This window comes from Nostoc sp. (assembly GCF_036916985.1).
In the GTDB taxonomy this organism is placed as follows: Bacteria; Cyanobacteriota; Cyanobacteriia; order Cyanobacteriales; family Nostocaceae; genus Nostoc.
In genome coordinates this window covers 301463-321898 of record NZ_JBALFD010000097.1, presented here as the reverse complement: position 1 = coordinate 321898, position 20436 = coordinate 301463, and the positions used below count along the sequence as shown (strand labels likewise).

The 20436-nt window shown below is 43.0% G+C and carries 17 protein-coding genes; 13 read left to right on the top strand and 4 right to left on the bottom strand.

Annotation, left to right across the window (positions count from 1 at the left end):
- The first annotated feature begins 362 nt into the window (after positions 1-362).
- Positions 363-3986, top strand: coding sequence for a pyruvate:ferredoxin (flavodoxin) oxidoreductase (nifJ, locus tag V7L07_RS32990; protein ID WP_335063807.1), 3624 nt, complete (start codon positions 363-365; stop codon positions 3984-3986).
- Positions 3987-4116: 130 nt separating this feature from the next.
- On the opposite strand, the gene V7L07_RS32985 is transcribed toward nifJ, so the two are convergent.
- A complete protein-coding gene (locus V7L07_RS32985) occupies positions 4117-5100 on the bottom strand; it encodes a DUF1517 domain-containing protein (RefSeq protein ID WP_335063805.1) in 984 nt (327 codons plus the stop codon).
- A 1036-nt stretch (positions 5101-6136) separates the two neighbouring features.
- Here V7L07_RS32985 and V7L07_RS32980 point away from each other — a divergent pair.
- The 12 genes from V7L07_RS32980 to V7L07_RS32925 all read left to right on the top strand — a co-directional run bounded on the left by V7L07_RS32980 (position 6137) and on the right by V7L07_RS32925 (position 17842).
- Positions 6137-7369 (top strand): glycosyltransferase family 4 protein, encoded by a 1233-nt coding sequence (locus tag V7L07_RS32980; protein ID WP_335063803.1) that lies wholly within the window; start codon positions 6137-6139, stop codon positions 7367-7369.
- 229 nt (positions 7370-7598) lie between these two features.
- Positions 7599-7937 (top strand): hypothetical protein, encoded by a 339-nt coding sequence (locus tag V7L07_RS32975; RefSeq protein ID WP_335063801.1) that lies wholly within the window; start codon positions 7599-7601, stop codon positions 7935-7937.
- 539 nt (positions 7938-8476) lie between these two features.
- A complete protein-coding gene (locus V7L07_RS32970) occupies positions 8477-10618 on the top strand; it encodes a pentapeptide repeat-containing protein (RefSeq protein WP_335063799.1) in 2142 nt (713 codons plus the stop codon).
- A gap of 140 nt (positions 10619-10758) precedes the next feature.
- On the top strand, positions 10759-11250 hold the full coding sequence (locus V7L07_RS32965; protein WP_335063797.1) for a hypothetical protein: 492 nt from the start codon (positions 10759-10761) through the stop codon (positions 11248-11250).
- A 126-nt stretch (positions 11251-11376) separates the two neighbouring features.
- Entirely contained in the window at positions 11377-11583 is a 207-nt protein-coding gene (locus V7L07_RS32960; RefSeq protein WP_334707010.1) for a hypothetical protein, read from the top strand.
- Positions 11584-11792: 209 nt separating this feature from the next.
- A complete protein-coding gene (locus tag V7L07_RS32955; protein ID WP_335063795.1) occupies positions 11793-13049 on the top strand; it encodes a GNAT family N-acetyltransferase in 1257 nt (418 codons plus the stop codon).
- Between the two features lie 2 nt (positions 13050-13051).
- Entirely contained in the window at positions 13052-13528 is a 477-nt protein-coding gene (gene ruvX / locus V7L07_RS32950; protein ID WP_179064284.1) for a Holliday junction resolvase RuvX, read from the top strand.
- A 142-nt stretch (positions 13529-13670) separates the two neighbouring features.
- A complete protein-coding gene (locus V7L07_RS32945; RefSeq protein WP_179064283.1) occupies positions 13671-14243 on the top strand; it encodes a DUF3727 domain-containing protein in 573 nt (190 codons plus the stop codon).
- 235 nt (positions 14244-14478) lie between these two features.
- A complete protein-coding gene (locus V7L07_RS32940) occupies positions 14479-15096 on the top strand; it encodes a hypothetical protein (RefSeq protein ID WP_335063793.1) in 618 nt (205 codons plus the stop codon).
- A 62-nt stretch (positions 15097-15158) separates the two neighbouring features.
- Complete coding sequence (locus tag V7L07_RS32935) at positions 15159-15698, top strand: YqeG family HAD IIIA-type phosphatase (RefSeq protein WP_179069028.1); 540 nt, start codon at positions 15159-15161, stop codon at positions 15696-15698.
- Positions 15699-16059: 361 nt separating this feature from the next.
- The gene (gene proB, locus V7L07_RS32930; protein ID WP_335063792.1) at positions 16060-17169 is read left to right on the top strand and encodes a glutamate 5-kinase; all 1110 of its coding nucleotides are present in this window, start codon (positions 16060-16062) and stop codon (positions 17167-17169) included.
- Between the two features lie 52 nt (positions 17170-17221).
- Positions 17222-17842: a Uma2 family endonuclease gene (locus V7L07_RS32925; protein WP_335063790.1), complete on the top strand. Its 621-nt coding sequence runs from the start codon at positions 17222-17224 to the stop codon at positions 17840-17842.
- A 39-nt stretch (positions 17843-17881) separates the two neighbouring features.
- Here the strand turns inward: V7L07_RS32925 and V7L07_RS32920 are convergent, their stop codons facing one another.
- Genes V7L07_RS32920 through V7L07_RS32910 form a run of 3 tightly spaced genes read right to left on the bottom strand, consistent with a single transcriptional unit; the run spans position 17882 to position 20388 of the window.
- Positions 17882-18676: a hypothetical protein gene (locus tag V7L07_RS32920; protein WP_335063788.1), complete on the bottom strand. Its 795-nt coding sequence runs from the start codon at positions 18674-18676 to the stop codon at positions 17882-17884.
- A 49-nt stretch (positions 18677-18725) separates the two neighbouring features.
- Positions 18726-19397 (bottom strand): HAD family hydrolase, encoded by a 672-nt coding sequence (locus tag V7L07_RS32915; RefSeq protein WP_335063786.1) that lies wholly within the window; start codon positions 19395-19397, stop codon positions 18726-18728.
- A gap of 16 nt (positions 19398-19413) precedes the next feature.
- On the bottom strand, positions 19414-20388 hold the full coding sequence (locus V7L07_RS32910; RefSeq protein WP_335063784.1) for an ROK family protein: 975 nt from the start codon (positions 20386-20388) through the stop codon (positions 19414-19416).
- Between the last annotated feature and the right edge of the window lie 48 nt (positions 20389-20436).

Here is a 20436-nt window from a genome sequence, read left to right as displayed (position 1 = left end):
AAAACGAGATAGAAGCCCGACCCTATACCCCACAAAAAATAATCAATTAACTGAAAGCCTTATCTAATAAGTGCTTTGGCTATTGAGTACATTATTAATACATATTAATAGATGCGGTATTTCGGATGAGATACTAACCTATGAAGTATTTATTTAAAGTTAATTAAAGAGCCGAAAGCCATTGATAAATTCTTAGTAATAATTCAGCACTCAAAAGTCAGAAGTCAGAGTTTAAAAGGAATGCAGCATTATTAGTACATTTATGTATAAAATTTTTTCCTAATTTTTTGACTATTCTGAATCCTGAATTCTGACTTCTGCTCTGACTATTAACACTGAGAGACGGGGACAAAAATCCAATTATGAACAAAACATTTGCAACCATCGATGGGAATGAAGCTGTCGCCCGTGTTGCTTACAAACTAAATGAAGTGATTGCTATTTATCCCATCACCCCCTCTTCAGCAATGGGTGAATGGGCAGATGCTTGGTCAGCAGAAGGTCGTCCCAACCTCTGGGGTACTATTCCCAGCGTCGTGCAGATGCAGAGCGAAGGTGGGGCGGCTGGTGCTGTACATGGGGCATTGCAAACAGGTTCTCTGAGTACCACCTTTACGGCATCTCAGGGATTATTGTTAATGATCCCCAACTTTTATAAAATTGCTGGTGAACTGACTAGCGCCGTGGTTCACGTTGCTGCTCGTTCTTTGGCTACTCATGCTCTATCAATTTTTGGCGACCATAGCGACGTAATGGCAGCTCGGGCTACTGGTTTTGCGCTACTGTGTTCGGCTTCGGTGCAAGAAAGTCAAGATTTTGCTCTTATCGCCCATGCTGCTACTCTAGAGACACGAGTCTCGTTTATGCACTTCTTTGACGGTTTCCGTACCTCACATGAAGTACAGAAAGTCAAATTGCTTTCAGATGACGATTTGCGATCGCTCATCCACGATCATCTCATACTTGCCCACCGCAGCCGCGCCCTGACCCCAGATCGTCCAGTCTTGCGGGGAACTGCCCAAAACCCTGATGTCTACTTCCAAGGACGGGAAGGTGCTAACCCCTATTACAACGCTTGTCCAGAAATTGTCCAACGGATCATGGATGAATTTGGAGAACGCACGGGGAGGCATTATAAAATCTATGAATATTACGGCGCTAAAGATGCCGATCGCGTTATCGTTCTCATGGGTTCAGGCTGTGAAACCGTCCATGAAACAGTAGATTACCTAAACGCCCGTGGTGAAAAACTTGGTGTAGTCAAAGTGCGACTTTACCGCCCCTTTGATGTCCAAAAGTTTGTTGCAGTATTACCAACTAGTGTACAAGCGATCGCAGTTCTCGACCGCACCAAAGAAGCAGGTAGCGCTGGTGAGCCTTTGTATTTAGATGTTGTGGCAGCTATCCATGAAGGGTGGGGGGAAAAAGCAGGGGAAGAAATTCTCACTCCTCACTCCTCACTCAGCACTCAGCACTCAGCACTCAGCACTCCTAAAGTCGTTGGGGGTCGTTATGGTCTTTCTTCTAAGGAATTTACGCCGGCGATGGTGAAGGGCATCTTTGATAATCTTGCCCTAGCTAAACCAAAAAATCACTTTACGATTGGGATTAATGACGACGTTAGTCACACTTCTCTCAGCTTTGACCCCAAATTCTCCACAGAATCGGATAATGTTGTCAGAGCGATGTTTTATGGATTAGGTGCGGATGGCACTGTTGGGGCTAACAAAAACTCCATCAAGATTATTGGTGAAGAAACCGACAACTACGCTCAAGGCTACTTTGTCTTTGACTCCAAAAAATCCGGCTCAATGACCGTTTCTCACCTCCGCTTCGGTAAAGAGCCAATTCGCTCCACCTACCTAATTGACCAAGCTAACTTTATTGGTTGCCATCACTGGGGATTTCTAGAACGCATAGATATTTTAAAAGCTGCTATTCCTGGAGCAACTTTGCTGCTTAACAGTCCATACAATGCAGATACCATCTGGGAATATTTGCCGTTGAAAGTGCAGCAACAAATTATCGATAAGCATTTGAAGTTATACGTAATTAATGCTAGCCAGGTTGCCCGTGAAAGTGGTATGGGTGGCAGAATTAACACTATTATGCAGGTATGCTTCTTTGCTTTAGCTGGTGTCTTGCCCCAAGAAGAGGCGATCGCTAAAATCAAACAAGCCATTGAAAAGACTTACGGAAAAAAAGGCGTAGAAGTTGTCCGCATGAACTTGCAAGCTGTAGACAACACCCTAGACAACTTACATAAAGTAGATGTCCCCCAAACAATCCCCACTCCTCATTCCCTACTCCCTACTCCCCACTCCCCACTTAATTCTGCTCCCGAATTTGTGCGAGAAGTTCTAGGCAAAATCATGATTTGGGAAGGTGATGATTTACCTGTTAGCACATTACCAGTTGATGGCACTTTTCCCATCGGGACTGCCAAATGGGAAAAACGTAACGTTGCCGAAGAGATACCTGTGTGGGAGCCGGATGTGTGCGTTCAATGTGGGAAGTGCGTTATGGTTTGTCCCCATAGCGCCATCCGTGCCAAGGCTTATCAAGCTGATGAGTTAGTCAATGCACCAGGAACCTTCAAATCAACTGCTGCAAAAGATAAAGACTTTGCCAATCAAAAGTTTACCATTCAAGTTGCCCCAGAAGATTGCACGGGATGTACTATTTGTGTAAATGTTTGCCCTGCTAAAGATAAATCTGAGCCATTGCGGAAAGCAATTAATATGGCACAGCAGTTGCCTTTACAAGAGCAAGAGCGGAAAAACTGGGATTTCTTTTTGAGTTTACCTAATCCTGATAGGCGATCGCTAAAATTAAACCAGATTCGCCAACAACAACTGCAAGAACCCTTATTTGAATTCTCTGGTGCTTGTGCAGGTTGTGGTGAAACACCTTATTTAAAATTATTAACACAACTGTTTGGCGATCGCGCCGTCATCGCCAATGCTACAGGTTGTTCTTCAATATATGGTGGCAATCTCCCTACAACACCTTGGACAACCAACGCCCAAGGACGCGGCCCCGCGTGGTCTAATAATCTATTTGAAGATAACGCCGAATTTGGTTTTGGCTTCCGCCTCTCCCTCGACAAACAAGCTGAATTTGCAGCCGAGTTGTTGCAACAATTGGGGAGTGAAATAGATGAAAACCTTACTCAGTCAATCCTGAAAGCTGAACAAAAATCTGAGGCTGACATTTGGGAACAGCGCGAAAGGATAGAACTGTTGCAGCAGAGGTTAGATGAAATCGTCACTCTTGACCCCAATCTCAAATCTAAAATTCAAAATCTCAAATCTCTTGCAGACTATTTGGTGAGAAAAAGCGTCTGGATTGTTGGCGGTGACGGTTGGGCTTATGATATCGATTTTGGTGGTATCGATCATGTGATTGCTAGTGGTCGAAATGTCAACATTTTGGTGATGGATACAGAAGTGTATTCTAATACAGGCGGTCAATCTTCCAAAGCCACGCCAAAAGCCGCAGTTGCTAAATATGCCGCCAGTGGTAAGCCAGCACCTAAAAAAGATTTAGGGATGATTGCCATGACCTACGGAAATGTCTACGTGGCGAGTGTAGCCCTTGGTGCGAGAGATGAACATACCCTCAAGGCATTTTTAGAAGCAGAGGCTTATGATGGGCCATCACTGATTATTGCTTACAGCCATTGCATCGCCCACGGCATCAACATGACTACAGGGATGAATCATCAGAAAACTCTGGTAGAATCAGGTCGTTGGTTGCTGTATCGGCATAATCCAGAGTTGCTTAACCAGGGTAAAAATCCATTGCAATTGGATATGCGATCGCCTACGCAATCTGTAGAACATTCGATGTATCAAGAAAATCGCTTCAAGATGCTGACTAAGAGCAAACCAGAGGTAGCCAAGCACTTGTTAGAACAAGCCCAAGCTGAAGTAGATGCACGTTGGCAGATGTACCAATATTTAGCAAAGCGCGAGACTATCTAGACATTCAGAATGCTTTTCGTGATGAAAAACATTGTTTTTAGGACTTACGCACTGTACACATTGACAATTATGTGATCAAAAAACTGCTTGTCAATGACAAGCAGTTTTCTAGTTATTGCCCTTTTAGAAATTAAACAAGTCTCAAATCAGGATAATTTGCCAACACATCATCAGATGTCAGAGTATCATTTTCAGCTTGGGGAGTCCAAAGAACTTCAATTGCCAGAAGCTTGTCGCTAGGGATACTACCAATTTGCCGCAAAGCTTGGCGCAAATCGTCAGCACTGTTAATTGCTGTGGGGATTTCAAACTTACCTAGTGTCGCCGCCAGCAAGGTGACAATAATATATTCACCAGGGCCTTCAGTAAATAGGCGGGTGGGGTTGTCGAGTTCACCAGCCGGAGGTAAAGCATCTTTGGCAAGGGCTGCTTTTAGCTGGTTATTGACATTAGAAAGAGTTTCTTCGCTAAACTTGCTGCGTTCTGCCAGTGACAGCCGATTAAACTGACCCTCAGCAGAATTTAAACTAGCTTGTTGAGTACCACCACCTGCATACACAAAGTATTCGGGATGGCGGAGTAAAGCTAGGCTAGCTTCTTGGAGAATTTCTGCTCTACCCTCTGGGGTGTTAGTATCAGCAGTTTCAGCAATGTGGTTGAGTTCATTTTGCAATTCACGGGCTTGAGCTAACAAACCTACTTGCAAACGAGTTACCGAAACAGGAGAGTTACTGCTGTAATCTGCTTCTGGAGTTTCACCGCTAGAGACGCGGCGGAAAGTTTGCAATAAGAAATTAGCGATCGCCAAGAAAATTAAGATGGTAAATATACCACCAAATCCTCCGCCAAAACCCCAGAGGGGAAGTAAGAAGGGAAAGCCAAAGCCACCACCAAAACCACCACCAGGATAGTACCCGCCTCCACCAGGAGGTGCGTAAGTGCGTGGTGTATAGGTGCGGCTAGAAGGCATTCTAAAGGAGCCGCCACCGATGCGACCGCCACTGCGGGCTGCTAATGCTCCGTCAGCGTGACCAAGAGCCAAAGCTAACACCAGGGTTAGGGCTAAGAAGGCTTTTAACAGCGGTTTGATGATTTGTTGTAGTTTTTTACGCATAAGACAATCGCTTGAAAAACGGAATTATTATTTCTGATTTCTCCCTATATTTGGGAGCAGTGTCGCGGTATGTTGCTAACGCCAGCCCGTAACAAGCAAGAGAGTTTGTCGCATTTACGTAGCATTCTCTTTTAGAAGCTACATATTCAATCTACCGCGTCTTATCTTGGAGAAACAGCGATCGCAGGGGGGATTTCTCGACTGGGGAACCGTACCTGAAAGATATGTTCATCATCATAGAAATTTGCGATGTCTACGACGAACTACGCCTACGGGCAATTATTTGGTATTTCTTGGACTAGCACTTTTATGACTACAGTCTTGAATTATACAGACGATTGTAATTTTTAGTAATTATTTTTAGTAATTATTTTAATATTCTGTTGGCGGTAATCAGGTGTTGAGCCACTGCTGAGGGAGAAGATTCATTATTCAGAACTCAGGACTCCTGAACTGATTTGTTTTGTTACAAGGTGGGATGATACTTTTAAATTATGAATACCATTTACTACATCTATGGTATTGACACTTACGTATACAAAGCAGGCTTGCAAATGTCTATGATGCCCATCAGTCAACTAAGCTAGATACCAGATAGCTAGGAAGTACTTATCCGACTTTTTGGCATTTTGGCACAACAGTTTAGAGGATTTAGGATATTATGTTGAACGTAGTAGTCTGTCAATAAATAATTGATGGATAAATTTCTTGTAGAGACGGCGATTTATCGCGTCTTTCTAACTAGTAGCTAAATTTCTTAATTTCCGCAACAGTTGTTTACTGAGCAATTTGGCTACAAGTGTTAGCTTTTATTTATTGTTCATCATGTACAGAAAATCTCATTACTTGAGAATTCGGCAATAAAAATAAAATCAACACAATAAAAAAATAATCTTCCTGACTAATCTTTTAAAATAGGCTGCAAATTTGTCTACAAATTCGTTTTGAAAGAAATAAAATAATAATTATGGCTTTGAAAATAATCCTAATTGTAAATAAATTAAAAATTATTTGAAATATAGTCATCAACTTTCTTATGGAACATATTTCTCAACTAACAGCCGAAATCAGAGACAAAGCTGCATACCCAGATATCCTAGTCATAAGCCGGATCTTCCTGCCGAAAGAAGCTGTAATTGGGGAATATATTTATAATCGCTGTCTCCAAGATCCAGAACGAGTTATTGTGCTGGCGGCTAGTTGCTCAGGAGATCGAGTCTTTGATCGAGGTCAACAGTTTCCTGTGTATCGCTGGTATCATCCTACATACTGGCGTAGTGGCTGTGTGGAAAGTATCCTGAAGCCTTTGGTCAATATTGTCTGCTCATTTATTCTGGCAATTAAACTCTATTTTCGCTATCACTATCGTTATATAGAGTGGGGCCACGGCTATGATTTTCCTTCACTGTTGCTATTGAGCTATTTGTTACCTATTCGCTTTTTTATCTATCTGCACGGCAACGATTTTCTCTGTACTTTACACAATCCTGTGCTGCGATCGCTATTCAAATTAACACTCAAACGCGCCGAAGGCATTGTTTGCAACAGTTCTTATACAAGAGACTACCTCAGAACTGCTTTTCGATTAGATACTCCTACCCACGTTATTAACCCAGTAATCAGACCAGAAAAATTTGATAATAATGTGGCGAGTCCCAGTAGCCTTGATGATTTACGTGTTCGCGTGCGTCAGACGTACAACATTCCCGAAACAGCAATAGTTATTCTCTCCATTGGCAGGCTCATAAAACCAAAAGGTTTCGACCGAATAATTGAGAATATTCCACTATTGCTAACTTTTGGATTTGATGTCCACTATATAGTCTGCGGTCAAGGGCCAAGTGAATCGGCATTGAAATCTCTGGCGCATCGTTTGCGGGTAGATAAACGCGTACACTTTGCCGGATATCAGCCAGAGCGAGAATTAGCTGGTTATTATGCAGCCTGCGACATATTTGCCATGCTGACTTTATCGGAGGCTAAACCTAATAATATGGAAGGTTTCGGTATGGTTTATTTAGAAGCAAGTTACTTCGGTAAGCCCATAATTGCCTCTCGTTTAGGCGGTGTTCTAGACACAGTTCAGCATGAAGAGAACGGCATACTGGTTAATCCCAATTCTGGCTATGAGGTTTTTCAAGCTTTTAATCAGTTGTGCAAAGACCAGCAACTACGTGAACAACTCGGCCGCAAAGGTAAAGAATTAGCCATCCGTAGAACCCTTCATCGATCGCTTTACAAGTCAGAGGGAAGAAACACGATTTTGTGATATAAATGCAAATCGAGCGATCGCCAAAAGTTAATGCCACAGGAGGGGGATTGGGGAAGAAATCAATTCAAAATTCAAAATTCAAAATTAAAGAACTTCTGCCTCCTGCCTCCTGCCTCATGCCTTATCTCAACGACAAATATTTACGCCCACCGACTTATTGCCACCAAAAATAGAATTTGGTTGGTCTATTGTTAAATAAGTATGCTAGCTGAGGTAAAAAAGATTGATGAATCCTCAACCAGAAGAAGACTTACAACGTCGCCTCAAGAAACTAGAGGCAGAGATTAATTCGCCACCTGGGGTAGTTCCACAACCACAAGAACAAACGCCTCAGTCTATTTTTGCCAACTTGAACTTACAACTAGAGCGGTTTCAGATTTGGTTTAACAACTTATCTGGAACTAAAAAGCTTGTAGTTTCAGGCGTGACGGTACTAGTAGGCTTGGCGATGCTACAAGCAGTGTTTAAATTAGTTGCATCTCTAATCACTCTGGCACTTTTGGCAGTGTTAGTGTATGTTGGATACAAATTTTTTGTGTCTGGTAGCTTTCAACGTAAGCAATAAAACAGGAGTCAGAATACAGAATACAGAATACTCTACCCATAAAGGGATGGAGTTTTAAGGCGAGAATATTTTAATTTTTTTCGCCCACCACTCCACTCGCTTTTAGCCAATATTCAGACATTCGCGGACTTGCTAATGCTGCACTATCACCCACTTGTACAGAATTCAGTATGAATTCTGACCGGAGGCAGAGCGTCTCCGGCTCCGCTCCTGAGTTATGAGATTCTTCTTATAAAACGTTGATAGGTATTTGCTTGGCACTCTACCCAGAGTTATGAGAGTCAGGAGCCAGAATACAAATTGCTCCTGACATACAGAGGATTTCAAGGAAAGTAAAGTATACGAGCGAAGTATCAAAACTAGGTATAAAGCCTGTTTCACTTCAGAATTCAGTTAGCGCAGCAGGGCGTAGCCCATTCTGACTCCTGAATTCTGACTTCTGAATCCTATTTCAATATGCTTTTCTTTTTGTTGATTAGCTGAGTCTATTTTAATTGTGCCGATCGCGGCGTAGAAATAATATCAAAGGGAACTATACGATGACATCACCAATTGTTAGGAGAACTAGTAATCAATCTGGTCAGTCAAAAAAATCGGAAAGAGTTAATTCGTTGTTGCTAGCAAGTAGGCGTTTTGCGGCTTGGGCGGCTGAAATTACGTTAGTGGTTACTAGTGGGTTAATTCCCTTCGGTCTTGGTGTCTATGCCAATTCTAGAAGCGATCTGAACCGAGTACCGCTTAACCCCGTGCTGGTAGTCACAGAAAGAGCGATCGCTAGACCCCTAGCTCTACCCGTCAGCTATGGCATCCGTAACGTAGCATGGCCGACTAATATTTTGTGGACAATCGCCCTGTTAGCGCCTGTAACCCTCTCGTGGTGGCAATTGTATTTACTAGCTAAGACTGGTAGCACAATTCCTAAGCGTTGGTTAAAAGTGCGGGTTGTCAACGAGCAAGGGAAGCCGCCTGGATTGGGGGCAGTTGTCATCAGAGAAGGAGTTGGGCGTTGGACTGTACCCATTTCCATCGCCTATCTGTTGTGGCGCTACAGCTTTGCTTTTCCGAATTTAGGATTACTCACATTGTTGTCTTTGTTGATGATTGTGGGTGAAGGGATAGGCTTACCGTCACGTCGGGGGCGTCGCGCACTCCACGATCAACTCGCAGGTACTTATACAGTAGATGCACTCTCAGCTACCAATAGACAAGATCAGTCTGCTGGTGGTAATGATGAACCAGAAGAATGGCAAGAGGGAAATGAAGAATTAGCGCTAGTCCAAACCAACCAGTCGCCTAATTTGTGGCGACGGATACAGCAAAATCCCAATCTAACTTTGTTTGGGGTAGGGCTGACGAGTATGACTGCTGTGTTGGCAACTTTAATCGGCACTCAAGTTTATATTCAAATTCAACAATCCCAGCGAGCAACCAAGCAAATCAACAGCCAACAGTTCCTCGAACTCGTCAAACAATTGACTCCCAACTCTGGGGCGACTGATGAGCAACGCCAAAGTGCAATTCTGGCTATGGGTGGTGTTAACGATCCACAATCCATTAAATTTCTGGCGGATTTATTAGTTAGCGAAACTAACCCTAGCCTCCTAGATACAATTCAACAAGCTTTGACAACTGTTGGTCCCCAAGCCATTCCAGAACTAAAAAATAAGAATCAATTTTTAGTGGGTGAACTGGAATCTGTAGGTAGCACTGCAACCAAAGAGCGGGAATTACGGCAAGGGCGGCTCCAAAGAAACCAGCAGACGATTAACAAGATTCTCTCTGTTTACAGTGGGAAAATGGAGGGTGTTGACCTGAGTAGCACCCAATTAGGTCAAAGTGGTACTCCAGGAAGTTCCTTCTTCAACTTGGTATTAGACAATCTTGATTTATCAGGAGTTAAGTTTAAATCTGCAAATCTTAACCAAGCCAGCTTTAAGGGTAGCCGCTTCCGGGGCGTAGGCGAAGATGGACGCTGGGATACTTATGATGATGTCATAGCTGATTTAAGCCAAGCTCAATTACAGCAAGCCAATCTTACTGATGCTAACCTCAGTCGCGTCTTGATGAACCGGATCGATTTGAGCCGCGCCACTCTTAACAGAGCCAACTTATCCAATGCGCGTCTATATGATGCTAAACTCAACAGCACTCAACTAGTAGGAGCCGATCTGCGAAACGCAGTTTTAGAAAGAGCTAGCTTGACTGGGGCAGATTTAGGCGATGCGAAACTAAACGAAGCCAATCTGTATGATGCCCGTTTAGGTCGCGCCACTGCGATCGGAACACAATTATCCTTTGCCAACTTAACTAATACTGATTGGCAAGGGGCAGATTTATCAGGAGCCTATTTGGATCGTGCTAATCTCAGCAATGCTAACCTCAGCGCCACTCGTTTAACTGGTGCTGTTTTGCGTTCTGCCCAAATGGAAAACGCTAACTTGCAAAATGCCGACCTGAGTCTTGCCGATTTACGCGGGGCGAATGTCGCTGGAGCAGATTTTAAGGGAGCAATTCTCGCTCCTAGCAAACAAGATCCAGCAGATCAATTTGTCCAAACCCCAGATTTAGGCTCAGTATCAGCTGTAGTTCAAGGCGTTGATTTTTCTCAAGCCAAAAATTTAGATGCCAAGCAATTAGCCTACCTTTGTACTCAAGGAGCCATTCATCCCCGTTGCCCGTAGAATGGGGACTGGGGACTGGGGACTGGGAGATGAGGAAGCAGGATAGCAGGGAGAGAATAACCGATGCTCAATTCCCTATACCCCATACCCCATACCCAATGACAAATGACAAATGACAAAATGGTGTGAGGAATTAGTTTATGAAATATATTCCATATTTGATTTCAGTTTTAGGGGCTGGCTTGGTTTTGAGTCTGGCGAGTACGAAACCAGCACAAGCTCAAGTAGCTTATGGCAGTTATATCGGTATCGGCCCCACTGTTGGGATTACCGATGGTATCCAATTGGGGGGAGTGATAGCGGGACGCTACAAGCTTTTGGAAGCGCCAATTTCACTCCGCGCCCAAGTGTTAATTGGTCGGAATACCGCAGTTGTGCCAACGGTTTCTTACGATTTTCCCCTCAACTGGCAAGCTGATGCCTATCTGGGTGCTGGATTGGTGCTGGCTGGTGGTGGTGATTCTTCTCCTGTGGGGGACAAAATTAGTTTTGCTTTACAACCGGGCGTTGATTATATGATCCCAAATAGCAATACAGTCCTTTTTGGCAATGCCATCATTGCTTTTGATGCCTACCGTGATAGCGGTGGTACAGCTATCTCCGTACAAGGTGGTGTCGGTTTGAGATTTTAAGGGGCAGAGGCTATCCCTAAGAAGCGTTAAACTTCATTGCAAATTAAGAAGTTAGTCCAAACAACGTGATAGTTTTTGGTGATGAAGAGAGACAGCATAGGATTAATACAGGAGAACACAGTGGCAATGGAATCAAATTTATTAACGGATGCAGCCGCAGAAGAAGTGAATCAAGATTTCAGTGAATATGTCGCTAACCTACAACTTCACATGACCCTGCAAGCTCGCAATCTTGTTCCAACCCTGAAACAAACACTGGTAGATAGTCGCCAGCAATTACTCCATCAAACCCAAGCCAACTTTGAGAAGCTCGTTTCTCGACAAGGGTTATAAAATATATACAAATTTTAATCAAAATTCCAATAAAATAAGGGCAGATGTTGTTGGGTCAATGCCAATGGTGTTCTCACAAGGTCTGCTTTTTCGGCTTTTTTAAGTATTAAGTTACTAAAATCACCCTTTTGGCACAATAGTAGAGAGCAGAAACTAGTTAAAATTATTGCAGCAGTTTCTCCCTTTCCAGAGCAGTTAGTTAAGGCTCAATGGCGGCTCGAATAAAAATGACTTCATTAATTCCCAGAAACCTCAGCGTTGTTATCCGACCAGTCCAATACCGGGATCTGGACGGGATTGAGCGCATAACTCAAGAGTCATTCGCAGCCCTTACTCCCCAAGGAGCAGGTTTTGCCATCAGCCAGATGCAAAGGCTGCGTCGCTGGTATGGATTACTCAAGTTTTTGAGTTGGTTTCCTAACCCGCTACAGTACCGCCTCTGTGCCTATATCGCAGAGCAAGGGCGAATACTTCTCGGAATGATTCAAGTGTCACCCTTTAACCGGACACGCAGTACTTGGCGAATCGATCAAGTGCTACTAGAGCGTGGTGTCGATAAACAAGGAATTGGTTCGCAACTTTTGCGTCATTGCTTTGAATCGATTTTGGAAGCTCGCACCTGGCTACTGGAAGTTAACATCAATGACATTGAAGCGCTGGCATTATATCGGCAAAATGGATTCCAGCGTCTAGCAGAAATGACCTACTGGGAAATTGGGCCAGAATTACTGGCTGAATTGGCCCAAGCAGAGCCAGATTTGCCCAACCTTTTGCCAGTGAGTAATGCTGATGCCCAGTTGCTATATCAACTAGATACGGCATCAATGCCACCTCTGGTACGTCAGGTTTTTGACCGCAATACCCGCGACTTTAAAACCAGCTTGTTCGGCGCTTTAACTGATGCAGTGAAGCAATGGCTGACTAAAACAGAAGTAGTCAGCGGTTACGTATTTGAACCCCAACGTAAAGCTGCGATTGGTTATTTTCAGGTGCAACTTGACCGTAAGGGTGAAGTTCCCCATGCGGCAACATTGACAGTTCATCCGGCTTACACTTGGCTGTATCCAGAATTACTATCCCAACTGGCTCGGATTGCCCAAGATTTTCCCCAACAAGGGTTACAACTAGCTTCCTCAGATTATCAGGCAGAGCGAGAAGAGTATTTGGAGCGAATTGGGGCAAAACGCATAGAACATACATTAGTTATGTCTCGCTCTGTATGGCATAAGCTACGGGAGTCTAAATTTGTCTCCTTAGAAGGAATTCAGTGGACTGATATGCTGCAAGGTCTACAACCGGCACGTAAACCGATACCAGGTGGGATGTCATGGATACAACCAGGAAAACTGCCATCCTCAGAGAAACCACTGCCAAGTAAGTCAGAACCGATTAACTTTTCGGTAAAAAACCCCAGCATAGAAGCATCGCCGATTTCAGAATCAGCAGATGCCCAGCAGGAGAATTAGTTGTGATATCCCAAGGGCAAGCAAAACCGTTTATTTCAGCGTTGGGACTAGATTTCGGTCGCAAGCGCATTGGTGTGGCTGGGTGCGATCGCACGGGTTTAATTGCCACGGGAATCACCACTATTGAACGTACATCTTTTGAGCAAGATGTCGAGCAAATCCGACAAATAGTTAATGAACGTGAGGTGCAAATTCTAGTTATGGGCTTACCCTATTCAATGGATGGCTCATTAGGATTTCAGGCTCGTCAAGTTCAGAAATTTACGACAAGACTTTCTAAAGCACTAAAACTGCCTGTGGAATATATGGATGAGCGATTAACTTCATTTCAAGCAGAGCAACTGCTGATAGCTGAAAACCGCTCCCCGTCACGCCATAAAGGTTTGATTGACCGCAAGGCAGCTGCTTTGATTTTACAACAATGGCTCGATGTGAAGCGTGCCAACTCCCGGAGTTCAGTTGCGGCTATTGAATATTGATACCTTTTAACATGATATTCTGAAGACGATTAGCCAGCAGTTGTATCCACGTATAAAGCTATTTGCTTGACATAAAATGTCATTAAGATAGTTAAGCGATTTCCAATATTGCTGGTATTTATTAAATTTCTACATTTCGGCTATGTTTTCCTCTCCATTCTCTGAAGAAAATGATAACGCTCATGCGGGTTCCATCACTTTAACCGATGACAAAGGGCGATCGCTCGACTGTTATATTGAGCATTCCCTGGAGGTAGATGGACAAGAATACGTTTTGCTTCTTCCTGTAGACTCACCTGTAGAAATTTTTTCTTGGGAAGGTGACGGTGAGGAAGAAGAAGCAGTTCTGGTAGAAGACGACGCCATCATTGAGCAAATTTTTGCGAATGCTCAAGCTGTCCTATCTGAGCAAAACCTGATATTGAAGAACACAGCTTATGCTCTCACAGTTGAAGGTGACTTACCGCCAGTTGAAGAATCAGAACTCTTCACCTTAGAAATCGAAGACGAAGGGGAAGATTTAGAGCCAGAGCAATTACAGCTACTCGCTAGCTTTTATGATGAAGATCAGGAGTATGCAATTTATACACCCCTCGATCCTCTGTTGTTTTTCGCACGGATAACAAAAACAGGTGAGCCTGAATTACTCTCTCCAGAGGAGTTTCGCCAAGTGCAACCTTTGTTAGAAGAACATCTTTTTAATGAAGTTGAATAAGATTAAAAATTCAAAATGTAATTATTTTCATTTTGAATTTTTTAATTGGGAATTTTCATTCCCAGTACAATATAGTAGAATCTCGTACCATTTTTCATTAAATGTAGAAAGTAATGAAACACTAAATTGCGACAATTAGTGTTGTTTAAAATAATGGGAAAAGCATTTTAGTTGATAGAGATTTTTAATCCAAAATCTAAAATCCAAAATCTAAAATTGCTATGAGGTTCTAAAAATGGCTTATAGCGACTTTACATTAAGTAAATTTAAAAAGTCATTCAGCATCCGCATTGATGAAGAAACTAACTTGTTTGCCGACATAGAACCTTTACAGGCAAGTGAGAAACTCAAAAATTCTTTAGAAGAAACTACAGAACTGGCTTTAGCAATTAATACTGAAAAAGCTCGTTCAGAAATGATTATCACTCCGATATTGTTGGAGGTAAGGCGCAGGGCTAATTATCCAATTAGTTTATTTTCGGGAACCGATTTTAATGTAGATCCAGAAAAAGGACTAAATGGCTATTGTGACTTTATCATTAGTCGTTCTAAAGAGCAACTAACAATTAATGTCCCGGTGGTGGTTATTATTGAAGCCAAAAATGAAAATATTAAAGGTGGATTAGGTCAATGTGCAGCTGCAATGTTAGCAGCACAATTGTTTAATCAACAAGAAGGAAATGAAACCATAAAAATTTACGGCGCGGTAACAACGGGTGATATTTGGAAGTTTTTGAAGTTAGAAGAAAATGATATATTTATTGATTTGAGTAGTTATTACATCAAAGAGATAGATAAGATTTTAGGTATTTTATCTCAAAGTGTTCAGAAAGAGATTCCAGGATGGAGTTAGAATAACTAAACTATATTGGGTTATGCTCATTTGTCTGAACTACTTAAATTTGACTGTTGACTATGACCTGGAACAATCTTTTACAGCCTGACTTGATTTTAGAGGGTTCCGTGTTGAACCTAACACCAGATATTATCCAAAAATACGGGCTTAAAGGGCTGGTATTGGATGTAGATGAAACTTTAGTACCCTTTACAGTCGGAATAGCTTCCCCAGAACTACGGGAGTGGGTGGAGCAAATTCGCACTTGTACTGCACTGTGTTTGGTGAGTAACAATCTGAGTGAAGCGCGAATTGGTGGAATTGCGCGATCGCTCAATCTACCTTACTATTTGGGTGCAGCCAAGCCTTCCCGCCGCAAAATTAGAGCCGCACTGAGGGGAATGGATTTACCAGTCCATCAAGTGGGGATGGTAGGCGATCGCTTGTTTACCGATGTCATCGCAGGTAATCGCCTGGGAATGTTTACCATTTTAGTCGAACCGATTGTTCATGCCGACGCGGCTCTCCGCTCTCATCCCATCCGCAACTTTGAAGTTTGGATATCTGAAATTCTGGGAGCCTCTATTACCCCCAAGAAAAGGAAGATTCACAAAAGTTGAGAAATCATCAGGAAAGTAAATCTAAAGAAATAATTAAGGAATCTAAATGTGATTCAAAAATCGGGGATCATAAGTATTAATAACATGGGGTCAGCCAAAAAAGACCCTAACTCATACTAAGTAAATATACCCCGTAAAGCGTCAACCTTCACTATAGAGGGATTGGCGCTTTACAATTTTGGATTTTAGATTTTGGATTTTGGATTGAATCTAATATGGGTAGATTTAAAGCCTAAAAGCTTGTTTCCATTGGCTTTAGTGTGTTTATCTGGCGCGTGCTTTAGGGTAGGGGTCTAAAAAACTTATGCAAGATGTCTAATCTGAAATCTAAAATCTAAAATCTAAAATCTAAAATTGAAAGATGTCATTAACAATTGTTGTCAAAATCGGCACTTCTAGCCTAACCCAACCAGAAACAGGACAATTAGCACTTTCTACCATCGCTACCTTGGCGGAAACACTCTGCCATTTAAGACGACAGGGACATCGGGTAATTTTGGTTTCTTCTGGTGCTGTGGGGGTAGGTTGTGCGCGGTTGGGTTTAACTGAACGTCCCAAAGCGATCGCACTGAAACAGGCTGTAGCAGCAGTGGGACAAGGTAGGTTAATTCGGATATACGATGATTTATTTACTACCTTGCAACAAGCGATCGCTCAAGTATTATTGACTCGCAGTGACTTGGTGCAGCGCAGCCGCTATCTCAACGCCTACAATACTTTCCAGGAATTACTGGGACTGGGAGTGATCCCCATAGTCAATGAAAATGATACTGTAGCAATAGACGAACTAAAATTTGGTGATAATGACACCCTTTCGGCATTAGTTGCTAGTTTAGTAGAAGCAGATTGGCTATTTTTGCTCACCGATGTCGATAGGTTGTACTCAGCCGATCCCCGTTCCGTACCTGATGCGCGGCCGATCGCTTTAGTTAGTAGCATTAAAGAATTAACAGAATTACAGATACAAACAAGTTCCCAAGGTTCCCAGTGGGGTACTGGTGGGATGACGACAAAAATTTCGGCTGCGAGAATTGCGATCGCAGCCGGAGTCCGTACCGTAATTACTCAAGGGCGATTTCCCCGGAATATCGAAAAAATTATCCAAGGTGAACTGATTGGGACGCATTTTGAACCGCAACCCGAACCAACTTCGGCGCGTAAACGTTGGATAGCTTACGGACTTGTACCTGCGGGGAAATTGTATTTAGATGAAGGTGCGATCGCGGCAATTTCTCTAGCAGGAAAATCCTTATTAGCTGCTGGGATTAAAGTAGTAGAAGGAGAGTTTGACACACAGGATGCTGTGCAATTGTGTGACAGCAACGGTAACGAAATTGCTAGAGGGCTTGTGAATTACAACAGCAATGAACTGCAAAAGATTCGTGGGTGTCATTCACGAGAAATTTCTACAATTTTAGGTTATGCCGGTGCAGAAACCGTGATTCACCGAGATAATTTGGTTTTGACTTAAAATAGAAATAAGATAAATTTCGTAACTACTAACTAAGAGAGTAAAAAATATTATGACTCAAACGTTAGAAAATGCTGTTAACTTACCAGAAGAACAACGCTTCTTTCGGCATGGATTAAGTTGGGAACAGTTTAAAGCGATTCAAGCTAGCTTTGAAAATGTACCAGGGGTGCGTCTGTTTTATTGTCAGGGAATCTTAGAAATTGTGACTATTGGTAAGCCTCATGAGGTGATTAAGTGTTTAATTGCTGGACTATTAATTACTTATTTTGAAGTCAAAGGCATTGAATTTTTCCCCAGTGGGAGTTTGAGCCAGATTATTCCTGAGATAGTAGAATATCAAGCTGACTTATCTTATTGCTTTGGAAACGACAAACCTGTACCAGACCTCTGTGTTGAAGTAGTGATTACTAGCGGTAGTCCCATAAAATTACAGAAGTACAAATTAATGGGAGTCCCAGAAGTTTGGTTTTGGGAAGATGGCACAATTGAAGTCTACTGCTTACGAGAACAAGAATATGAAAAAGTTGTTAAAAGTGAGCTATTAGCAGAATTAGATTTATCTCTGCTCAATCGTTGTGTTTTGTTATCGCTCCCTTGGAAGCGATTAGAGAGTTTCGTCAAAATATTCAACAGCAATAGTAGGTTTAAACGCAATAAGATGGGATATTAGTGTTGTGATTTCTAGAGCAAAAAATGGGAAAAAAATTTGTTAACGTTCATATATTTTGCCCCTGCCAATAGCAATCGGCAATTGATGAAATTTTGCCCTAGTGTTGAACTGAAACGCCACAGGAGCGCCATTAGTATCGACTCGAAACACAATTGTACCGCAACCGATTCCAGTACTATCCGGTGAGCGCGTGTCATCATTATGGCGAATAGCACTTGAATCATAAACCGTTACGCTAACCGTGCCATTAGAGTTCATCACAGGTTTTGCTGCCACAAACATGACGTGTCCTGTATCCGCGTGTTCAGTAATCGGTTCCATTGCCCAGGCGATAATGTCACCAGGTATTGCATCCATTAGTCGGTTGATTGCCTTCCATTTTCGTACCGAAGTAGAGTGTTTTTGTAATTGATGAAAGTATTCGTAGTATTTAAAGGCACGCGGCCTAGGCTGTTTCGGTTCCTTGGGAATCAGCGCCAGATACTCAGGTGCAATCTGATTCAACACATAACCTACAAATCCAGAACAATCCATATCGTAAACTCCATTGATTTTATCAACGAAGGTTTTATGGGTGTAGTGCGTCTCCCGCATCGTGTTCAAGATGTGTTTTGCTGCGATCGCTAATGGATTAACATAAATCTTCTCGCTATGGTTAGGGCGTTTTTCTACTGAAGATGATATGGCATCACTACTGGTAAATTTGATCTTGCCTTCAACAAAACTTTCTAATGGCTGTTGAGCCGCTCGGCTAAATACGCCAGATGTGTCTAAAAGGAGTAGGCTGAGTGTAACTACTCTCAATATCAGAAGCGTAAATGTGTTAAATGTCATAATTCACCAAATGATGAACTGTAAAAAATACCTTAAGTGATATTCCACCCTATTGCCTAATGGTGCGATAACAAAGAAGGCAGTTGGTACATAACAAAGAAGGCAGTTGGTACATAGAGTAAAAGACACTCGCTCCAGATGCCTCAAGTAGAGTAGCCTCACTTTGCTCGGTGTAACCTAAAACTCTCATCCCAGCGGTAACACCTGCACGTACACCCAAAATGCTATCTTCTACAACCGTACAGCATGCAGCTTGAAACCCCATACTTTTAGCCGCATGTAAGAATAAGTCGGGTGCTGGTTTCCAACTTCCAATTTGATATGAACTAAAGATACGTCCTTCAAATCGAGGCAGTAGGTTAGTTACACGCAAAGCTAACTTAATTTTTTCCGGTGGGCCACTGGAAGCAACGCAAATGGGTAGATTAATTTTGTCTAAAGCTGCTTCTATTCCTTCTACAGGACGTAGTTCACGCTCGAATGCTTCAGCAGTACGGGTACGAAGCTGAGTTACAAAATCTGGCGGCATCTTTTTCCCAAGTCTTTGCTCAATGACAGCAACACAATCAGCCATTTTGCAACCCTTAAATAACAAAATAGCTTCTTCAAGTTCCATTGCCAGCCCAAACTCAGCGATAAATTCCACAAGAACGCGATTGCCTAATCCTTCGCTGTCTACCAATACTCCATCACAATCAAAAATAACTAATTCTTTTTGCACTTATACGCCCTATGCCTCACTCATTTATTGTCATAGTAGAAGCGATCGCCACACCGCCCCACAACGGCGCATCATCCCCCAGAACCGCAGGCACAATTTCAAAATCAACCTCCGCTAAAGCCGTCTCCCGCGCCACCTGACGCACCACCCGCCAAAAATTCTCCCCCGCCTTCGTCACACCGCCTCCCAACACAAAGCGCTGCGGATTCATCAAATTCGCTACATTGCCAATACCCACACCCAGCGCCCAAGCAGCCTTGTGCAAAATTTCCTTCGCCAAATCATCCCCAGCAGCCGCAGCCTCACTTACCAACTGCCCCGTCAGCAACGTTAAATCATCCCCCACCAAACCCCTCAAAATCTCTCCATCTCTGAGTCCTCCGCGCCTCTGCGGTTCCTTTTCCAAAATTTCCCTAACATTTTGCGCCATATAAGGCCCTGACGCCAAACGTTCCACACATCCCCGCTTACCACATAAACAAACTGGCCCAGCAGGATCTACAACGATATGTCCAATTTCGCCCGCCATTCCACCCGCACCCCGCCAAGGTTGGCCATTGAGTATCCAACCACCACCCACGCCAGTGCTGACAGTAATATAAAACAGGCTATCGTATCCCTGTCCCGCACCAAAACGGTGTTCACCCAAAGCAGCAATATTGGCATCATTGTCTACACCAACACTCACGCCAAACTCCTCTTCCAACAAGGCTTTGAGAGGAATATTTTCCCATCCAGCGACATGATGAGATAGTCGCACCATCCCTGTGGAAGCATCAACCGGGCCGCCAAAGCTGACACCGATCGCAGCAGGTTTTGTGTCTTGCAGCAAAGAGTAAATTAGCGATCGCATTATTTCCAAGTCAGTGCTAGCATCTGCATTTACTGGTGAGAGACGACGTTCATAACGCAACCACTTTCTCGAACCAACATTTACCAATGCTGCCGCTAGCTTAGTTCCACCAAAATCGAGAGCTAAAATTAATGTCATGGTTTTGAACCTTTCCAATAAATGCGATCGCACATTTTCTGGTACTCG